Source organism: Bradyrhizobium sp. WBOS07, from assembly GCF_024585165.1.
Classification (GTDB): Bacteria; Pseudomonadota; Alphaproteobacteria; order Rhizobiales; family Xanthobacteraceae; genus Bradyrhizobium; species Bradyrhizobium japonicum_B.
This window is the reverse complement of sequence record NZ_CP029008.1, coordinates 4,838,742-4,857,149: the sequence shown is the minus strand read 5'-3', so window position 1 is coordinate 4,857,149 and position 18,408 is coordinate 4,838,742. Positions and strand designations below refer to the sequence as shown.

The following is an 18,408-nucleotide window of genomic DNA, read 5'->3' as shown; positions in this document are numbered from 1 at the left end:
CCGGCCGTCGTCGCCTGTCCGGCTCTTTCCACCGTCCCGCTTCGATGCCGCCCGCCGCGAAACGACCTAAAATTTCGTGCGGGCTGATCGTTTTGTAACATTGAACCCAAGATACGTCAATATGCCTGACATAAATTTCGCGAGTCCCGCTGAAGACGCCGCCGAGCCCCGGCCGGCGGCAGGCGATGGAGGCAATTTGCGCTGGGATATCATCGAGCTGCTGTTCTTCGCCTATCGCGATTTCGTCGGCGATCCCGACCAGGAGCTGGAGGCTTTCGGCTTCGGCCGGGCTCATCACCGGGTCATGCACTTCGTCTACCGTTATCCCGGCCTCAAAGTCGCCGACCTGCTCGACGTCCTGCGCATCACCAAGCAATCGCTCGGCCGCGTGCTCAAGCAGCTCCTGGACGAGGGCTACATCGTGCAGAAGACCGGTGACAACGACCGCCGCCAGCGCCTGCTCTATGCGACGCCGAAAGGCGAGGCGCTGGTGCAGAAGCTCGCCGGACTGCAGACCACGCGCATCACCAAGGCGCTCGCCGAGATCGGTCCGCAGGACGCCGAGACGGTCAAGCGCTTCCTGCGCGCGATGATCGATCGTGACGATCCGGACAAGGTGCTCGAGACCATCTTCGCTTCCGTCAATCAAACCACCAAGGAGTGACCGTGTCGCTCGCTGCCACTCTCGCCCGCCCGCCGGCGCGCCCTGCCGACGACGCGCCGCATCTGCTGCTGGTCGACGACGACCGCCGCATCCGCGATCTGCTCTCGCGCTTCCTTGCCGGCGAAGGCTACCGCGTCACCACCGCCGCGAGCGCCGGCGATGCACGATCGAAATTGCTGGGTCTGCATTTCGACCTCTTGATCCTCGACGTGATGATGCCCGGCGAGACCGGCTTCGACCTCGCCCGCTTCATCCGCACCTCCTCCTCGGTGCCGATCGTGATGCTTACGGCGCGGCACGAGGCGGAGGCCCGCATCGAGGGCTTGCAGATCGGCGCCGACGACTACGTGGCAAAACCGTTCGAGCCGCGCGAGCTGGCGCTGCGCATCAACAACATCCTCAAGCGCGCCGCTCCGCCGCCGCAGGCCACGACGATCGAGAAGATCGCCTTCGGTCCGTACATCTACCACCTCGAGCGCGGCGAGCTGCGCCAGGGCGAGGAGGTCATTCACCTCACCGACCGCGAGCGCGAGATGCTGCGAATTCTCTCGGAGACGCCGGGCGAGACCGTGCCGCGCAGCGCGCTGACCGGCAATGGCAGCGTCAACGAGCGCGCCGTCGACGTGCAGATCAACCGCCTCCGGCGCAAGATCGAGACCGACCCCGCCAATCCGCTGTTCCTCCAGGCGGTGCGCGGCATCGGCTACCGGCTGGTGGCCTCGCCATAAATCAAGTGAAGCGCGCCAAATGAGCACGATCGATACCGGCCTGACGCTTCTGAAGAGCGCCGCCGGCCGCGTCTCCGCCGCCAACGGCTGGATGGGCAACGCGTTCAAGGGCTGGATGCCGACCGGCCTCTACGCCCGCGCGCTCCTCATCATGATCGTGCCGATGGTGGTGCTGCAATCGGTCGTCGCCTTCGTGTTCATGGAGCGACACTGGAACACTGTGACGCGCCGCCTCTCGGCCGCGGTGGTGCAGGACATCGCCGCGCTGATCGACGTCTACAAGGGTTATCCGCAGGACAAGGATCGCGACCAGATCCGCCGCATCGCCCAGCAGCGGCTCGGCCTCGTGGTCGATTTCCTGCCCGCCGGCGACATGCCGCCGCCGGGACCGAAGCCGTTCTTCTCGCTACTCGACCAGACCCTGTCGGTGCAGCTCGGCCGCCAGATCGGGCGCTCGTTCTGGATCGACACGGTCGGCCGATCCAATCTGGTCGAGATCCGCATCCAGCTCGACGATGCCGTGATGCGCGTGTTCGCGCAGCGCAGCGCCGCCTATGCCTCCAACTCGGAGATCTTCCTGTTCTGGATGGTCGGCACGTCCTCGATCCTGCTGATCGTCGCGGTGCTGTTCCTGCGCAATCAGATCAAGCCGATCCTGCGGCTGGCCGACGCCGCCGAGAGTTTCGGCAAGGGCCGCGAAGCCCCGAACTTCCGCCCGCGCGGCGCGCGCGAGGTGCGGCGCGCCTCCGTGGCCTTTCTCGAGATGAAATCGCGCATCGAGCGCACCATGGAGCAGCGCACCGCGATGCTCGCCGGCGTCAGCCACGATCTGCGCACCATCCTGACCCGCTTCAAGCTCGAGCTGGCGCTGATCGGCGACAGCCCCGAGCTCGAAGGCATGCGCAAGGACGTCGACGAGATGTCGATGATGCTGGAGGATTACCTCGCCTTCGCCCGCGGGGATTCCGGCGAGCAGTCGCAGCCGACCGACATGGCGCAGGCGCTCGAGGAACTGCGCAGCGATGCCGAACGCCATGGCCATACCGCGACCGTCGCCTTCCACGGCCTGCCGGTAGTGACGGTGAAGCCGGCCTCGTTCAAGCGCTGCCTCGCCAACCTCATCACCAACGCGGCGCGCTACGGCAAGAACATCGCCATCACCGGCCAGCGCGATCACCGTTATTTGACCGTGACGATCGACGACGACGGCCCGGGCATTCCCGCGCATTTGCGCGAAGAAGTGTTCAAGCCGTTCCTGCGGCTGGACAACGCCCGCAACCAGGACGAAGGCGGCACCGGTCTTGGCCTTGCCATCGCCCGCGACATCGCCCGCTCCCATGGCGGCGACATCACGCTCGGCGACAGCCCGATGGGCGGATTGCGGGCGAGCGTGCGGATCCCGGTGTAGGTGCGGTCTTCCCTTCTCCCCTTGTGGGAGAAGGTGGCGCGAAGCGCCGGATGAGGGGTATCTCTCCGCGCGTGCAAGTCTCATTTGAATTCGCGGCGAGAAACCCCTCACCCGTCTCGCCGCTAACGCGGCGAGCCACCCTCTCCCACAAGGGGAGAGGGAAAGAGCACACCTACTTCGGTAGCAGCGCCTTCAGCTTGTCCATGTCGCGCACGTTCATCTTGAAGCCGCCGGGCATCACGATGTCGCCGGGCTTCTGATCCGACTTGCACGACCCCAGCCATTTTGCTTGCAGCGTCATGGTCGTATCGCGTCCCGCAACGCCGGCGACGCCGCCTTTCGCATGCGAGGTGGTCTTCACCGTGTAGGCCGAGTTGAAATCGCCCGTGATCTCGGCGTGCGAGGTGGTGTTGACGCCGGCAACGCTGCACTCGGAATCGCTGACATAGCCGGTGGCGGTCTTCTTGATCTCCTGCTTGGCGCAGATCTGCTTGGCCATCGGGGAGACGTTGTTGCTCATCTCCTTGTCGACGGTCTCGTCGGTGCAGTGCTGCATGGTCATCTCAGGCACGGGCGAGCCTGATGTGGCCAGCTTCATTTCCCAGAGGCCGGCCTTGCGCACCGGCAGATCGTCGGCGCTGGCGCTGCCCGCCGACACCGCGAGGCAAAGCACCGAGCCGAGCAAAGCGAGTTTGCGCGTCATGGGGTCTCCGAACTGAGAGATTGCGGCGTTACGACAACGCCTCAATAGAGCGTGCGGATCGGCTGCTCGGCGGCGCCGTAGGGCACCCAGCGGCAGGAGAACGAGATGTAGCCGCCCTCATAAGCCTGCACGCCCAGGAATTTGACCACCTTGCCGTAGCGCGCGCAGTGATCGACCGCGACCCGCCGGGCATCGACCTGGGTGGCCATCGAATAGGCGATGATGCCGCCGGTGTCGTTGCCCTTGAACGGCGGCACATAGTCGGCACGCGCCGACTGGCTCGCCGTCATACCAGAGGCAACCAGGCTGGCGAGAAGACCCGCGGCCGCAATGATTCGCATTCCCGTCACTCCAATTGGCTGGCCTCCAGTTTACGGTGCCGAGATGGAAGTGGAAAGAACCGAAGCCGTGCCGACGGCGACCTTGTGGTCAAGTCCTGGCGAAGTGTTGCCGCGCTGCACTTGACCTCCCCTGGCCTTCGCGGCACCGTCCGACCTTCGCAAGAGCTTAGCTGTCCGGATTGTCCATGCGCGCGCCCTCCCTGAAATCATTCCGCTATGCCGCCGTGCTCGGCCTCATGCTCGGGGCGGTGTCGCTCGGCGAGGCCAGGGCCGCCAATCCGCTGGAGATGAATTTCTGGCTCAGCGGACCGCGCTATGACGGCGCCGTCGCCGGTTGCGACCGGGCGCTGCCGACGATCGCGACCCAGTTCTGGGAAAAGGAAAGCACGTTCTGGAATTCCTCGTTGAAGATCACCGGCTTCTCAGCCGTTCACGAGACCGCGTTCCGGCCCTGGCAGTCCGACAACATCCCGCGCCGCTATTGCAGCGCTGATGCCATGCTCACCGACGGCAAGGTGCGCAAGGTGCACTACTCGCTCATCGAGGATGGCGGCTTCGCCGGCTACGGCAGCGGCGTCGAATGGTGCGTGGTCGGGCTCGACCGCAATTGGGCTTACAATCCGGCCTGCCGCGCCGCCAGGCCTTGAGTCCGGGGCACCCGGCGTCGGCCATCAGCGGTCAAACGGCGGTCGCCGGAATTTTGTTCTTGAAATGTTCTTGTCGCCTGCTAGGCTCCCGCGCACAGTCTAGTTGAGGGGCGTTGCCATGTTTCATCCCGGATTGCATTCCTTCTCTCGCCTGGTGATCTCGCTGGCCCTTTCCCTGATCCTGGCCGCCGGCCTGGCCTCGTTCGCCGGTGACGCCATGGCCCAGGACAAGCGGCAGAACGCACCGGGCGAGTTCGATTTCTATGTGCTGGCGCTGTCGTGGTCGCCCTCGTTCTGCGAGGAAGCGGCCGAGCGCGGCGGCCGTTCCCAGATGCAGTGCGGCGGACGGCCCTATGCGTTTGTGGTGCATGGTCTGTGGCCGCAATATGAAGCCGGCTTCCCCGAATATTGTCAGCGCCCGGCACCACGGCTGAACCGCAACATCGTCTCCTCGATGCTCGACCTGATGCCGGCGACCGGCCTGATCTTCAACGAATGGGACAAGCACGGCACCTGCTCGGGGCTCGAGGGCCGCAGCTATTTCGAGACGATCCGCAAAGCGCGCGCCGCGATCAAGATCCCGGCCGAATATCTCGATCTGTCGCAGGCCAAGACCGTGGCGCCGGCGGAGGTCGAGGAGGCCTTCATCAAGGCCAACCCCGGTCTCAGCAATGCCGCCGTCTCCGTCACCTGCAACCGGACCAGGCTCTCCGAGGTGCGCATCTGCCTGAGCAAGGACCTGCAATTCCGCGCCTGCGAGGAAACCGACCGCCGCGCCTGCCGCCGCGAGCAGGTGACGATGCCGCCGATCAGGGGCGGTTGATCCATTATTGCGTGCAGCGCCCTTCTCTCGTGCCCGGACGCAGCGCAGCGCCTCTTCGGCGGTGCGCTGCAGAGCCGGGGCCTATGCTGCATTAGCCTCCGTGGCCCCTGGGTCCCGGCTCAGCGTCGCAGCGCTGCACGCTGCGACGCGTCCGGGACACATGATTGCGCCTCTTTGCTCAAGCGCTCGCGTGGCGTAGTGCTGTTGCATGAACTACCGCCACGCCTTCCACGCCGGCAACTTCGCCGATGTCATCAAGCACATCGTGCTGGCTCGAATCATCACCTATCTGCAGGACAAGCCGGGTCCGTTCCGCGTCATCGATACCCATGCCGGAGCCGGCCTCTACGATCTCGACAGTGACGAGGCGCGCCGGAGCGGCGAATGGCTGACCGGCATCGCGCGGCTGATGCAGGCCCGTTTGTCGAACGAAAGCGCGGCGCTGACCAAGCCCTATCTCGACATCGTGCGCGCCTACAATCCGAAGGGGGAGCTCAAGGCCTATCCGGGCTCGCCGCTGATCGCGCGCGGCCTGCTCAGGCCGCAGGACCGGCTGGTGGCCTGCGAGCTCGAGCCGAAGGCGCGGAAGGCGCTGATCGGCGTGCTGCGCCGCGACGAACAGGCCCGCGTGGTCGACCTCGACGGCTGGGTGGCGCTGCCGGCCTTCGTGCCGCCGAAGGAGCGGCGCGGCCTCGTGCTGATCGATCCGCCGTTCGAAGCCAAGGACGAGTTCGAGCGGTTGGGCGAAGCCTTCTCCACCGCCTTCGCGAAATGGCCGACCGGTATCTATGTCATCTGGTATCCGGCCAAGAGCCGGCGTGCCACCGACACGCTGGCCCAGACGGTGGCACGGCTCGCAGCCGCAGCAAAACCACCCGGAAAATGCCTGCGCCTCGAATTCAGCGTCGCGCCCCAGCTCGATGGCGGGGCTCTTTCCTCTGCCGGGCTGCTGATCGTCAACCCGCCCTACACGCTGCAGGGCGAGCTCAAGACCATCCTGCCCGAGCTGGAAATGCCGCTCGGCCAAGGCGGCGCTGCCAGATTCCGATTGGAGGTACCCAAGCCCTAAAGCAAAGCCGTAACACTCCGGCATTCTTGGGAAAAATATGCAGGAGCGGTAGTCAATCCGCAGAGAACCGTATTATGCTGTTTCTGTGACTGGCTTTACGTTCCGCTTCCGCGAATGGTTGCGGCGGAGTGAAGGCCTAAGAAAGATCCGGCCGGACCGTCAGGGTCCGCCCAAGGATGGCCAGCTCTCCCGGGCTTCGTAAGGCCCGGTCATGTCGCGACGTGAGTCTGCGTCGCGACGGAGGAGCAATGAGGGGGAGTTTCCCGATGGCCATGACGGGAACGGTCAAGTTTTTCAACGGCGAACGCGGCTACGGTTTCATCAAGCCTGACGACGGCGGCCGCGACGTCTTCGTGCACATTACTGCTGTGGAGCGGGCCGGACTGAAGGACCTTGCGGAAGGACAGCGCATTACTTTCGAAGTCGAGCCGGACAAGAAGGGGAAGGGGCCGAAGGCGGTCAACCTGGTCATCCTCTCCTAGCGGGCCTGACGCAAAGCACGCGGCGCAATATTTCGCGCAAAAAAATCCCGGCCGCGAGCGGCCGGGAAGGTGTTGTCCGGTATTTTCTTCTTCAGCTATCAGAAGCGATAGTTCACGCCTGCGCGAACGACGCTGGCGCTATAGCCGTTTGACACCCCTGTAATTGCGAACTGGCTGGTCGACAGGTCGATGTAGAGATATTCGAGCTTGGCGCTCCAGTTCGAAGTGAGGCCGACTTCCGCGCCGCCGCCGATGGTCCAGCCGGCGGTGGTGTGCGATTCCGCCCAGCCGAAGGTCTGTCCACGCAGCTCGCCGAACGCAAGGCCCGCGGTGCCGTAGAACAGCACGTTGTTGAAGGCGTAGCCGGCGCGGCCGCGCAGGGTGCCGAACCACGGATTGGAGAACTTCCACGGCGCGAAAGTATCGTCGGCACCGCTGGCCTGGATATCGCCCTCGACACCGAACACCCAAGGACCGTTCTGAAAATTGTAGCCGGCCTGCACGCCGCCGACGAAGCCCGACGGCTTCGAGGGATTGTTGTCGACCGAGCCCCATTCGTAGCCGATGTTGCCGCCGAGATAGGGACCGGCCCAGCTATAGGCATTGAGCGGCTGGTTGACGGTATAGGGGGCGCGCTGCCCGTAATTGAGATCCGCGGCCTCTGCCGAAGCTGTCCAGCCGGCTGCAACCAACGTGGCCGCGCCCACAACGAGCCTCTTCATCACACACTCCAACGCAACTGCCGTCGCCGCTGCGGCGCCTGCGCTTGCCGCGCGAGGCAAACCGCATGGTTACGGAACCACCACTTTTTCGCGTAGGATTTATCGAGAGTTTTAGCTTAAAGGGCTGTTAAGCCGGGTTACCGCGCTATTAACAGACTTAAGGAAGCGTTACCGCCGCCGTCCTGTGCGTGCCGCGCGGCCGGAACTTCAAATCGGCACCCCGAGCGCCTAAATTCGCCCCATGGTTCACGATTCCACCGACAATCCGGACGATCGCGCGCGCAAATTGCCCCGCGCTGCCGCGAGCGACGTGCCGCCGGAGGCGTTGACGGCGCCGGACGTCGATCCCGCCGCCCCGGCCGGCGACGACGAGGATGATTCGCGGCTGCCTGATATCCTGGAGGAGAGCGGCGCGGTCGGCGAGGAGCCGCTGGCGACCGGCCATGAGGCGATCGAGCGCGCGGTCCGCCTCGCCCCGACCTCGCCCGGCGTCTATCGCATGCTCAACGCGAATGCCGACGTGCTCTATGTCGGCAAGGCCAAGAACGTCAAGAAACGCCTGTCGAGCTATGCGCGCCAGAGCGCGCCACAGCCGGCGCGCATCCTGCGCATGATCGCCGCCACCGTGACGGTGGAGATCGTCTCGACCAACACCGAGACCGAAGCGCTGCTGCTGGAAGCCAACCTCATCAAGCAGCTGCGGCCACGTTTCAACGTGCAGCTGCGCGACGACAAGTCGTTTCCCTATATCCTGATCACCGGCGACCATTGGGCGCCGCAGATCCTGAAACATCGGGGCGCGCAGAGCCGGCCCGGCCGCTATTTCGGGCCGTTCGCTTCCGCCGGGGCGGTCAACCGCACCATCACGGCGCTGCAGCGCGCGTTCCTGATCCGCTCCTGCACCGATTCCTTCTTCGAGAGCCGAACCCGGCCCTGCCTGCTCTACCAGATCCGCCGCTGCGCCGGCCCCTGCACCCGCGAGATCGACTTCGGCGGCTACACCACGCTGGTGCGCGAGGCGAGCGACTTCCTGTCTGGCAAGAGCCACGCGGTGAAGCAGGAGCTCGCCGGCGAGATGGAGAAGGCGGCGGGTGAGCTCGAGTTCGAGCGCGCCGCGCTCTACCGCGACCGCCTCGCGGCGCTGTCGGCGATCCAGTCGCAGCAGGGCATCAATCCGCGCACGGTCGAGGAAGCCGACGTGTTCGCCATCCACCAGGAGGGCGGGTTCTCCTGCGTCGAGGTGTTCTTCTTCCGCACCGGCCAGAACTGGGGCAACCGCGCCTATTTTCCGCGCGCGGAGAAGTCGTTCACCCCCGAAGAGGTGCTCGGCTCCTTCCTCGCACAGTTCTACGACGACAAGCCGCCGCCCAGGAACATCCTGCTCTCGCACGAGATCGAGGAGAGCGAGCTGCTCGCCAATGCGCTGGCGATCAAGGCCGGCCACAAGGTCGAGGTCACCGCGCCCAAGCGCGGCGAGAAGAAGGAGCTGGTCATCCACGCCCTGACCAATGCGCGCGAGGCGCTCGGCCGCAAGCTCGCCGACACAGCCACGCAAAGCCGGCTGCTGGAGGCCATGGCCGCGACGCTGAGCCTGCCGCATGTCCCGAAGCGCATCGAGGTCTACGACAACAGCCACATCCAGGGCACCAATGCGGTCGGCGGCATGATCGTCGCCGGGCCCGACGGCTTCGTGAAGAACCAGTACCGCAAGTTCAACATCAGGTCGGAAGGGATCACGCCCGGCGACGACTTCGCCATGATGCGCGAGGTGCTGGAGCGGCGCTTCAAGCGCCTGATCAATCCGCCGGAGGATGCCGGCACCAAGGCCAAGGACGACGATTTTCCGCAATGGCCCGACCTCGTCATCATCGACGGCGGCCGCGGCCAGCTCAACGCCGTCCGCGAGATCTTCGCCAATCTCGGCCTGAGCCAGGTGTCGCTGATGTCGGTCGCCAAGGGACCGGACCGGGATGCCGGCCGCGAGACCCTGTTCATGCCGGAACGCGAGGCCATCAAGCTGGAGCCGCGCGACCCCGTGCTCTATTTCATCCAGCGGCTGCGCGACGAGGCCCACCGCTTCGTCATCGGCTCGCACCGCAAGCTGCGCAAGAAGGACATCCGCGAGGCCGGTTTGCAGGAGATTCCGGGCATCGGCCCGTCACGCAAACGTGCCTTGCTGCATCATTTCGGGACCCTGAAGGAGATTGAGCGCGCGTCGATCGCCGATCTCGGCAAGGTTCCAGGGGTGAGCGCCGAGAGCGCGCGCAGGATTTTCGAGTATTTCCATCCCCAGCCGGGATGAACTAAAGGGGACCCAAAGGTAGCCTCGGTCATATCGTCGTCGCATCCCGCACCCCATCTGGGGAGCGGAACGGTTGACCTTCAGGCTGCAGCGGTATTGGTAGGACGGATGAACATCGCCACGACACGAGGGACCACCAGCCGCGCGATGTCCCTCCCCAATCTCCTGACCTATGGCCGGATCGCCGCGATCCCGGTCGTGGTCGGGTGCATCTATGCGCAGTCGATTTTGGATCAGCCGCTGTGGCTGCGCTGGGTCGCGGTCGCCCTCTTCATCGCGGCCGCGGTCACCGATTACCTCGACGGCTATTATGCGCGAATCTGGAATCAGCAATCGGCCTTCGGCCGGATGCTGGATCCGATCGCCGACAAGCTGCTGGTCGCCTCCTGCCTCTTGATGCTGGCCGCCGACGGCATCATACATGGCTGGTCGCTGTGGGCCGCCATCGTGATCCTGTGCCGCGAGATCCTGGTCTCGGGCCTGCGCGAATATCTCGCCGCGCTCCGCGTCAGCGTGCCCGTGACCAAGCTCGCGAAATGGAAGACCACGGTCCAGCTCGTCGCGATCGGCTTCCTGCTCGCCGGACCTGCCGGTGACGAGGTGGTGCCCGTGGTCTCGATGATCGGCTTGGCGCTGCTGTGGGCCTCCGCGATCGTGACCATCTACACCGGCTACGATTATTTCCGCGCCGGCATCCATCACCTCATCAAGGAGGACGAGGGATGAAGGTGAAGTATTTTGCCTGGGTGCGCGAACGCGTCGGCAAGGCGGAGGAGACCATCGAGCCGCCGCCGACCGTGCGTACCGTCGAGGAGCTGATCGTCTGGCTGTCCGGCCAGAGCGAGGCCTATGCCTACGCATTCGAGAAGCCGAAGGTGATCCGCGCCGCCATCGACCACGCCCACGTCAAGTCGGACGCCGCGATCGCCGGCGCCCGCGAGATCGCGTTCTTCCCGCCGATGACCGGCGGCTAGGCCCATGACCTCCGCTGTCGCCACCTGCCCCGTCACCATCCGGATTCAGGAAGACGATTTCGACATCGCTCGCGAGATCGCGGTGCTGACCCGGAGCCGCACCGATATCGGCGCGGTCGTGAGCTTTTCCGGCATCTGCCGCGCCGACGACGACAGCGCCAAGGTCGCGGCGCTGACGCTCGAGCATTATCCCGGCATGGCCGAGGAAGAGATCAGGCGTCATGCCGACGAAGCCGTTTCGCGCTGGCCGCTCAACGGCGTCACGGTGATCCACCGTGTCGGCCGCTTCATGCCGGGCCAGAACATCGTGCTGGTGCTGACCGCCTCGCAGCATCGCCAGGCCGCATTCCAGGCGGCCGAGTTCCTGATGGATTACCTCAAGACCAACGCGCCGTTCTGGAAGAAGGAAGAGAGCGCCACCGGCACCGGCTGGGTCGAAGCCCAGGCCCGTGACGACGAAGCCGCTGCACGCTGGACCAAATCCTGATGGCAAGAGCATCCAAGAAGACCGCGCGCGGGCGCGCCGCGCCAAAGCTTGCGAAAGTGGGGCGCGGCGAGCTGCTCACGCTGCTCGATTTCGTCCGCTATGCGGTGAGCCGCTTCAACGAGGCCAAGCTCGCTTTTGCCCACGGCACGACGGATCCGGTCGCCGAAGCCGCCTTTCTGGTCTGCGAGGCGCTGCATCTGCATCCCGAACAGCTCGAGAGCTTTGCCGGCGCGCGCGTCACGGCCGCGGAAGCCAGGACCGTCCTCGATCTGATCCACCAGCGCGTGACCACGCGCAAACCGGCCGCCTATCTCGTCAACAAGATCTACATGCGCGGCCTGCCCTTCTATGTCGACGAGCGCGTCATCGTTCCGCGCTCTTTCATCGGCGAGCTCCTGGATTCGCATTTCGGCGGCGACGGCGAGGCTGGATCGCTGATCGACGATCCCACCGCCGTCGGGCGCGTGCTCGATCTCTGCACGGGGTCGGGCTGCCTCGCCATCCTCGCCGCGCATCATTTCCCCAACGCCGTTGTCGATGCCGTCGACATCTCCAAGGGCGCGCTCGAAGTCGCTGCCCGCAATGTCGGCGACTACGGGCTCGAGGACCGGATCAGCCTCTATCGCGGCGACCTGTTCGCTCCCCTCGGTGACAGCAGGTACGATCTGATCATCACCAACCCGCCTTACGTCGATGCCGAAGGCATGGCCGCGCTGCCGCCGGAATGCCGGGCCGAGCCCAAGCTCGCCTTCGATGGCGGCGCCGACGGCCTCGACGTGGTGCGCCGCATCCTGCGCGACGCGCCGGATCACCTGACGCCGGGCGGCGGGCTGATCTGCGAGATCGGCCGCGGCCGGGACCTGGTCGACGAGGCCTTCCCGGACCTGCCGCTGCTCTGGCTCGACACCGAGGAGTCCGAGGGCGAGGTATTCTGGATCGCGGCCGCCGATCTCGGCTGATTCATCAGGACGGACGGAGCGCCGTCGGAACAAGTCAAATTCGGCCACGTTCATCCCCCGAACGAATTTTGCCGCTCTCGGAGGATGTCCAGATGCTCGCGCCATCAGGCGAATTGCTGCGCGCCGGCATGGCGCTGAAGCTCAATCACGTCAAACGCGCCGCGCAATCCTATCTGCGCGACCAGACCAGCCAGGCCACCGGCAAGGTGACGTCTTACGCCGTGGCCGGCGGGCTGTTCGCGGCCGCAGGCCTGTTCGTCATGGCGACATTTTTCGTCGGCCTGATCGCCTTGTACCGCTGGATTGCCATCAGCTACGGGCAGTTCTGGGGTTTCGGTGCTGTCGCGGGCGTGCTGCTGGTGCTGGCGGCGGTCTGCGCCGCGGTGGCAATGGCGCAGATGAAGCGCAAAGCCAAGCCGATCGTGCCGCTTGCAAGCCGGTTGCGCGTTGCCATTGCGACCCCGCGGATTCCCCGCGGAACGGTCAAGGAGGCCGTGAAGGACGTCGCGACCACGATTCCCCTTGCGCCGCTGGCGCCGGGCGAGCGCCGCCATGGCGCGAGAGCCTGGCCGGTTCGCACCAACCGACCCGTGCAGCTCGGCCTGATGCTCGCGGCGATTGGACTGGCGGGGTATACGGCGGTGCGCCGCAGGCGGCACGGTCACCGATTGGACGCTTGATGCTGGTACGGCGCTCCGAACAGATCGATTCCTGGCTGCTGGTGGCGGCGACAGCCGTGTTCGTGCTGACGGCGGAGCGTTACTTTCAGGGCTCCGGCCTCGTCGGGTCGGGCCCTCCGCCAGACCACCGCAAAGGCGAGGCGAATTCGCCGGAAACACACCCGGCGCGCGCGGCCGTGCAGCCCGGCCACGGCCGCCATGCGAAGAGCCCGTTCTCGATCCCGTGGGCCGGCTGGAAGGATATCTTCTGGCGGACCTATCAGCGCATCGACGAGGACCGTCTGCTCGCGACCGCAGGCGGCGTCGTCTTCTTCGGGCTGCTCGCGATCTTTCCGGCGGTCACGGCGCTGGTTTCCTCTTACGGCCTGTTCGCCGATCCCGCCACGATCAGCGCCAATCTGCAGACGCTGGCGACCATGCTGCCGGAGGGCTCATTCCAGATCGTCGAGGACCAGGTGGCGCGCGTGGTGTCGAACGGCAATACCACGCTGGGCGCCACTTTCCTGTTCGGCCTCCTGCTGGCGATCTGGAGCGCCAATGCCGGGGTCAAGGCGATCTTCGATGCCCTCAACGTGGCCTATGAGGAGCGTGAGAAGCGCAGCTTCATCAAGCTCAACATGGTATCGCTCGCCTTCACGATCGGCGGCATCGTGGCGCTGCTGGTGATGGTAGGGGTTGTCGTCGCCTTCCCGCTCGCGCTCAATCATCTCGGCATGGCGCCTGAAAGCAAGCTGATCGTGGCGCTGGCACGATGGCCGCTCATGTTCCTCGTCCTGCTGGTGGCGCTCGCGATCCTCTACCGTTTCGCGCCCAGCCGCGACGCACCGCGCTGGCAATGGCTGAGCCTCGGCGCGGTGACCGCCGCCCTGCTCTGGATCGCCGGCTCGGCGCTGCTGTCCTGGTATCTCTCCGAGTTCGCCAATTACAACGCGACCTATGGCTCTCTCGGCGCCGCGATCGGCCTGATGACGTGGATGTGGATGTCGGCGATCGTCATCATGTTCGGCGCCGAGCTGAATTCGGAGATCGAGCGGCAGACGCTGAGGGACACGACCGAGGGGCAGCCCAAGCCGCTCGGGACCCGCAATGCGGTCTCGGCCGACACCGTCGGCGCCGCCGCGCCGGCCTGACGCCGCGCCATTTTAGCCAATGACGACGATCGGGCCGGAACTCACCCGGCCCGATCGAGCGGCATGTCAGCGCTTGGTGATGACGGCTTCCAGATATTCGCTGTGCACAACAATGGTGCCGTCATCGGCATGGTTGAACTCGCCGAGCAGCGCCAGGAGATCGCGTCTCAGCGCAGCCTGCCCGCTCTCGTCGAGCGCGGCAAATGCCTTCAGCGTCGGCCCGTAGAAGGTCTTGAAGACGTCGAGCCAGTGCTCGGGCGAGCGATAGCGGAACACGAACATGCGCGGCTCGGCCGAAATATCCGAGGCCTGGCTTTTGAACATCTCCTCGAGCCGCGCCGGCGTGCCCCAGAGGGCCGGAGACTTCACGCCGGCTGGCGGCGGCAGATGCTTGCCGATGGTCTTGAACAGCTGGCCGATGAAACCCTGCGGGGTCCAGTTCGCAAGGCCGATCTTGCCGCCGGATTTGCAGACGCGTGCAAGCTCGGAGGCCGCCTTCTCCTGGTCAGGTGTGAACATCACGCCGAAGGTCGAGAGCACGACGTCGTAGCTCGCGTCCGCAAACGGCAGCGCTTCGGCGTCAGCCTCGCGAAATTCGACCCTCAGATGGTCCGCCGCCGCACGCTCCTGCCCGCGCTTGAGCAGCGCCGGCACATAGTCGGTGGATGTGACGTCACACCAGCGCCGCGCCGCGGCCAGCGTCGCATTGCCGTTGCCGGCGGCGACGTCCAGCACCTTGCTGCCGGCGCGCAAGTCGATGGCCTCACAGAGCTGTTCGCCGACGATCTGCAAGGTGGTGCCGACAACGGCATAGTCGCCCGACGACCAGGCACCGTGCTGGCGCTGCTTGACGGCGGCAAGATCGGGCTGGGATGTGGGCTGTTTGAGGGCTGCGGATGTCGACATGGGCAAATCTCCTGGGGTTGAAAACGCCGGGACGATAGGACGCATGCGGTCCGCTGGCCTTGAGAGCAGCGTTATTTTGCGCTGAGAACGCCTTGATTTGCTGATGGGAGCCGCGACGAGCCTGATGCAGGCCGCCAGACAGTCACTATCCCCTCGAATCAACAATGATGTTAGGGTCATGCATTGCTTGGGGGAGCATGAGCCGCGACGGGTTCGAACGCGACCCGTGTTTTCCCGGGGAGGAAGTCAGCTCTTGAGGCGTAACGCGCGGCATGATTCGCATTTCGACGATTTTCATCGCCATCTGCATGGTTCTGGTCGCGGCCTCGCTCGGGCTTGTGCTCTACGCCGTCGCCGGCATCAGCGGAACCGAGTCCGCGATCGTGGCGCTCACCGCGCTGACCTTCCTGATCCTCTACAACGCCGTGTCGATGCGGCTGCGTGACCGCAGCGACGTCGGCGGCCAGATCACGGATCTGTCGCGCGGCACCGCCGACCTCGCCCGCCAGGTGGCCGAGTTCGGCCGCCGACTGGCCGCGATCGAGGCACGCATCGCCTCGTCCAATTCGACCAACTCCGACCGCGTCCAATCGGTGGTCGGCGAGATCAACGAGCTCGGCGGATTGGTCAGACAGCTCGCCACCACCGTGTCGGCCCATGAGGACATGCTGGCCGGCGCCGCGGCGGCGCCCGCCCCGGTCGCCAGGTCCGAGCTGAAGTCCGAGCCGGAGGCGCCGATCGAGCTGGCTGCGCCGTTCGAGGAGCGGCCGGCCGCCCCTCCCCCGCTCGCCGCGGCCCCTTCACCTCCGCCTCCACCGGCGCAGCCGCGGCCGGCGCCCGCGGTCCAGCCCCCGACCTCTAACCCGGTTCAGACGGCCACCGGGCGCAACCAGACTCAATTGCTGGCGACGCTGCGCAATGCCATCGACGAGAACCGCATCGACATCTTCCTGCAGCCGATGGTGACGCTGCCGCAGCGCAAGGTGCGGTTCTACGAGGCGGTGACGCGCCTGCGCGACGAACGCGACCAGCTGATCGCAGCCGAGGAGTTCATCAGCATCGCGGAGGCTTCCGGGCTGATCGGGCGCATCGACAACATGGTGATGCTGCGCTGTGTGCAGGTGCTGCGGCGCCTGATGGTGCGCAACAAGGACGTCGGCGTGTTCTGCAACGTCGCGGCGTCCACGCTCGGCAATTCCACCACCTTCGCACAATGCCTCGACTTCCTCGAAGCCAACCGGGCGCTGGCGCCCTCGCTGGTGCTTGAGTTCAAGCAATCGACGTTCCGCAATCTCGGCGCGGCCGAAACCGAGAATCTCGCCGCACTCGCCCAGCGCGGCTTCCGCTTCTCGATGGACCACGTCACGGATCTCCGCATCGAGCCGCGCGAGCTGGCCGACCGCGGGGTGCGCTTCATCAAGGTGCCGGCCGCTCTGCTGCTCGACCCCAGGCAGGCGTCGACCTCGGACATCCATCCCTCCGACCTCTCCGACCTGCTCGGCCGCTTCGGCATCGACCTGATCGCCGAAAGGATCGAGGGCGAGCGCGCGGTCGTGGACCTGCTCGACTATGACGTGCGGTTCGGCCAGGGCTTCCTGTTCGCGCCGCCCCGACCATTGCGGCCGGAAGGGGCATCTGCTACCGGCGGGGCCGCGCCGCACCAGGCGCAGGACACGCAAGGATCCAATGGCTCCGCTCCCCCCAGCCAAGGTACGACAACTGGCGCGACATCTGGCGCGGCGTCAGCCGCTGCTCCAGCACAACGCATCACCGGCAACGCTGCGCTGGCGCGCCGCATCTGATCGGCCGCACCTGTCATGACCACGCTGCATTTCGCCGAAAGCCTGCGCGAGCTCGTGGGCGGTGTGGACGTCGTTCTCAGCGACATCTGGGGCGTCGTCCATAACGGCCTCGAATCCTTCCCTGAAGCCTGCGAGGCGTTGCACACCTATCGCAGCCACGGCGGTACGGTGATCCTGATCACCAACGCGCCGCGGCCGGCAGATTCCGTGCAGCGACAATTGCGCAAGCTCGGCGTCGCCGACGAGACCTACGACGCGATCGTCTCGTCGGGCGACCTGACCCGGCTCTATGTCGCCGAGCATCCCGGCCGCAAGATGTTCTGGCTCGGGCCCGAGCGCGACAATTCGATTTACCGCGGCCTCGATGCGAAGACCGCGCCGCTGGAGGAGGCCGACTACATCGTCTGCACCGGCCTCTATGACGACGAGACCGAGACGGCGGAAGACTATCGCGGCATGATGCTGAAGGCGCGCGAGCGCAAGCTGACGCTGGTCTGCGCCAATCCCGACATCGTGGTGGAACGCGGCGACCGGCTGATCTACTGCGCCGGCGCGATCGCGGAGCTCTATCGCGAGCTCGGCGGCGAGGTGATCTTCTACGGCAAGCCGCACCGGCCGATCTACGAGCGCGCCATGGCGCTCGCCGGGGAACGCCAGGGCCACCAGATCGACCGGAAGAAGGTGCTGGCGATCGGCGATTCCGTCCGCACCGACTTAACCGGCGCGCGCGAATTCGGCATCGACTGCCTGTTCGTGACCCGCGGCATCCATGCCGAGGAGTTCGAGGGCCTCGACCAGCTCGACCCGGCATCGGTGCTGGAATTGTTCGGCCACCCGCCGAAGGCGCTGATGCGCGAATTGAAGTGGTGACGGCGAAGTCCGCGCAGGTGGTGCGGGCTTAGACCAATTGCTGAGCCCTGGACGCGTCATGGCCGGGCTTGACCCGGCCATCCACGACTTGCTTTGCAGATTCAAAAACGTGGATGCCCGGGACAAGCCCGGGCATTACGATCTCAATGGATAGTTGCTTTACGGTCGGGCGGCGCCTTACGCGCTTGCCATGTCCGGGAACACTGCCTCGATCTTGGTCTTCAGCGTCGCCGCGTTGAACGGCTTGACGATGTAATTGTTCACGCCGGCCTTCTTGGCCGCGATCACGTTCTCGGTCTTGGATTCCGCCGTGATCATGATGAACGGCGTGGTGGCGAGGTTCGGATCCGCGCGCACTTCGCGCAAGAGGTCGTACCCCGTCATCGGCTCCATGTTCCAGTCGGAGATCACGAGCCCGTACTTCTTGCCGCGCATCTTGTTCAGCGCTGCCGAACCGTCGCTGGCATCATCGATGTTCTCGAAGCCAAGCTGCTTCAGCAGATTCCTGATGATGCGGATCATGGTGCTGTAGTCATCCACCACCAGAACCGGCATCGACAAATCAACCGCCATCTCGACTCCCCCAACGCATACCCAGGAATATTTACGATCGGAGCTGCCGGGCCGGGGCCCGCCTGCTCCAGATGCAAGGACTAGCACCAAGGCGTTAAACAGCGCGTTAATTGGGGACCCCCCGAAAGAACTGAAATC

General features: G+C 65.5%; 21 protein-coding genes. 16 read left to right on the top strand and 5 right to left on the bottom strand.

Annotated features, from left to right (window positions below; genetic code table 11):
- The first annotated feature begins 121 nt into the window (after nt 1–121).
- The 3 genes from DCM79_RS23115 to DCM79_RS23105 are packed head-to-tail and all read left to right on the top strand — an operon-like array spanning nt 122 to nt 2,800.
- Nucleotides 122–664 carry a MarR family winged helix-turn-helix transcriptional regulator gene (locus DCM79_RS23115; RefSeq protein WP_028134385.1) on the top strand — a complete coding sequence of 181 codons (543 nt, stop codon included), beginning with the start codon at nt 122–124 and terminating at the stop codon, nt 662–664.
- Entirely contained in the window at nt 661–1,392 is a 732-nt protein-coding gene (locus DCM79_RS23110; protein WP_257176499.1) for a response regulator, read from the top strand. The genes DCM79_RS23115 and DCM79_RS23110 overlap by 4 nt, the downstream gene beginning before the upstream one ends.
- Nucleotides 1,393–1,411: 19 nt before the next feature.
- Nucleotides 1,412–2,800: an ATP-binding protein gene (locus DCM79_RS23105; protein WP_257176498.1), complete on the top strand. Its 1,389-nt coding sequence runs from the start codon at nt 1,412–1,414 to the stop codon at nt 2,798–2,800.
- Nucleotides 2,801–2,972: 172 nt separating this feature from the next.
- On the opposite strand, the gene DCM79_RS23100 is transcribed toward DCM79_RS23105, so the two are convergent.
- Together DCM79_RS23100 and DCM79_RS23095 are read right to left on the bottom strand one after the other, a co-directional pair.
- Nucleotides 2,973–3,503: a DUF3617 family protein gene (locus DCM79_RS23100; protein ID WP_257176497.1), complete on the bottom strand. Its 531-nt coding sequence runs from the start codon at nt 3,501–3,503 to the stop codon at nt 2,973–2,975.
- Nucleotides 3,504–3,544: 41 nt separating this feature from the next.
- A complete protein-coding gene (locus tag DCM79_RS23095; protein ID WP_257176496.1) occupies nt 3,545–3,844 on the bottom strand; it encodes a hypothetical protein in 300 nt (99 codons plus the stop codon).
- A 185-nt stretch (nt 3,845–4,029) separates the two neighbouring features.
- Here DCM79_RS23095 and DCM79_RS23090 point away from each other — a divergent pair, with 185 nt between their 5' ends.
- From DCM79_RS23090 to DCM79_RS23075, 4 genes are all read left to right on the top strand, one after another.
- Entirely contained in the window at nt 4,030–4,491 is a 462-nt protein-coding gene (locus DCM79_RS23090; protein ID WP_028134380.1) for a hypothetical protein, read from the top strand.
- Between the two features lie 118 nt (nt 4,492–4,609).
- Entirely contained in the window at nt 4,610–5,314 is a 705-nt protein-coding gene (locus tag DCM79_RS23085; protein ID WP_028134379.1) for a ribonuclease T2, read from the top strand.
- A 208-nt stretch (nt 5,315–5,522) separates the two neighbouring features.
- Entirely contained in the window at nt 5,523–6,383 is an 861-nt protein-coding gene (locus DCM79_RS23080) for a 23S rRNA (adenine(2030)-N(6))-methyltransferase RlmJ (protein WP_257176495.1), read from the top strand.
- 266 nt (nt 6,384–6,649) lie between these two features.
- Nucleotides 6,650–6,865, top strand: coding sequence for a cold-shock protein (locus tag DCM79_RS23075; RefSeq protein ID WP_008544396.1), 216 nt, complete (start codon nt 6,650–6,652; stop codon nt 6,863–6,865).
- Between the two features lie 98 nt (nt 6,866–6,963).
- Here DCM79_RS23075 and DCM79_RS23070 read toward each other — a convergent pair whose 3' ends face one another.
- The gene (locus DCM79_RS23070) at nt 6,964–7,587 is read right to left on the bottom strand and encodes an outer membrane protein (protein ID WP_028134377.1); all 624 of its coding nucleotides are present in this window, start codon (nt 7,585–7,587) and stop codon (nt 6,964–6,966) included.
- Between the two features lie 241 nt (nt 7,588–7,828).
- On the opposite strand from DCM79_RS23070, the gene uvrC reads away from it, so the two are divergent.
- The 7 genes from uvrC to DCM79_RS23035 all read left to right on the top strand — a co-directional run bounded on the left by uvrC (nt 7,829) and on the right by DCM79_RS23035 (nt 14,119).
- Nucleotides 7,829–9,889, top strand: coding sequence for an excinuclease ABC subunit UvrC (uvrC, locus tag DCM79_RS23065; protein ID WP_257176494.1), 2,061 nt, complete (start codon nt 7,829–7,831; stop codon nt 9,887–9,889).
- Between the two features lie 108 nt (nt 9,890–9,997).
- On the top strand, nt 9,998–10,615 hold the full coding sequence (gene pgsA, locus DCM79_RS23060; protein ID WP_028134375.1) for a CDP-diacylglycerol--glycerol-3-phosphate 3-phosphatidyltransferase: 618 nt from the start codon (nt 9,998–10,000) through the stop codon (nt 10,613–10,615).
- Complete coding sequence (moaD, locus tag DCM79_RS23055) at nt 10,612–10,863, top strand: molybdopterin converting factor subunit 1 (RefSeq protein WP_257176493.1); 252 nt, start codon at nt 10,612–10,614, stop codon at nt 10,861–10,863. Before pgsA ends, moaD begins: the two co-directional genes overlap by 4 nt.
- A 4-nt stretch (nt 10,864–10,867) precedes the next feature.
- Entirely contained in the window at nt 10,868–11,350 is a 483-nt protein-coding gene (locus tag DCM79_RS23050) for a molybdenum cofactor biosynthesis protein MoaE (RefSeq protein WP_257176492.1), read from the top strand.
- On the top strand, nt 11,350–12,309 hold the full coding sequence (gene prmB, locus DCM79_RS23045) for a 50S ribosomal protein L3 N(5)-glutamine methyltransferase (RefSeq protein WP_257176491.1): 960 nt from the start codon (nt 11,350–11,352) through the stop codon (nt 12,307–12,309). Before DCM79_RS23050 ends, prmB begins: the two co-directional genes overlap by 1 nt.
- Nucleotides 12,310–12,401: 92 nt before the next feature.
- Nucleotides 12,402–12,989 (top strand): phage holin family protein, encoded by a 588-nt coding sequence (locus DCM79_RS23040; protein WP_257176490.1) that lies wholly within the window; start codon nt 12,402–12,404, stop codon nt 12,987–12,989.
- Nucleotides 12,989–14,119 (top strand): YihY/virulence factor BrkB family protein, encoded by a 1,131-nt coding sequence (locus DCM79_RS23035; RefSeq protein WP_257176489.1) that lies wholly within the window; start codon nt 12,989–12,991, stop codon nt 14,117–14,119. The genes DCM79_RS23040 and DCM79_RS23035 overlap by 1 nt, the downstream gene beginning before the upstream one ends.
- Before the next feature lie 66 nt (nt 14,120–14,185).
- On the opposite strand, the gene DCM79_RS23030 is transcribed toward DCM79_RS23035, so the two are convergent.
- Nucleotides 14,186–15,025, bottom strand: coding sequence for a class I SAM-dependent methyltransferase (locus tag DCM79_RS23030; RefSeq protein ID WP_257176488.1), 840 nt, complete (start codon nt 15,023–15,025; stop codon nt 14,186–14,188).
- A 272-nt stretch (nt 15,026–15,297) separates the two neighbouring features.
- Here DCM79_RS23030 and DCM79_RS23025 point away from each other — a divergent pair, with 272 nt between their 5' ends.
- Together DCM79_RS23025 and DCM79_RS23020 are read left to right on the top strand one after the other, a co-directional pair.
- Nucleotides 15,298–16,827 carry an EAL domain-containing protein gene (locus DCM79_RS23025; protein WP_257176487.1) on the top strand — a complete coding sequence of 510 codons (1,530 nt, stop codon included), beginning with the start codon at nt 15,298–15,300 and terminating at the stop codon, nt 16,825–16,827.
- A gap of 15 nt (nt 16,828–16,842) precedes the next feature.
- Entirely contained in the window at nt 16,843–17,697 is an 855-nt protein-coding gene (locus DCM79_RS23020; RefSeq protein ID WP_257176486.1) for a TIGR01459 family HAD-type hydrolase, read from the top strand.
- Between the two features lie 177 nt (nt 17,698–17,874).
- Here DCM79_RS23020 and DCM79_RS23015 read toward each other — a convergent pair whose 3' ends face one another.
- Nucleotides 17,875–18,270, bottom strand: coding sequence for a response regulator (locus DCM79_RS23015; RefSeq protein ID WP_008567674.1), 396 nt, complete (start codon nt 18,268–18,270; stop codon nt 17,875–17,877).
- Between the last annotated feature and the right edge of the window lie 138 nt (nt 18,271–18,408).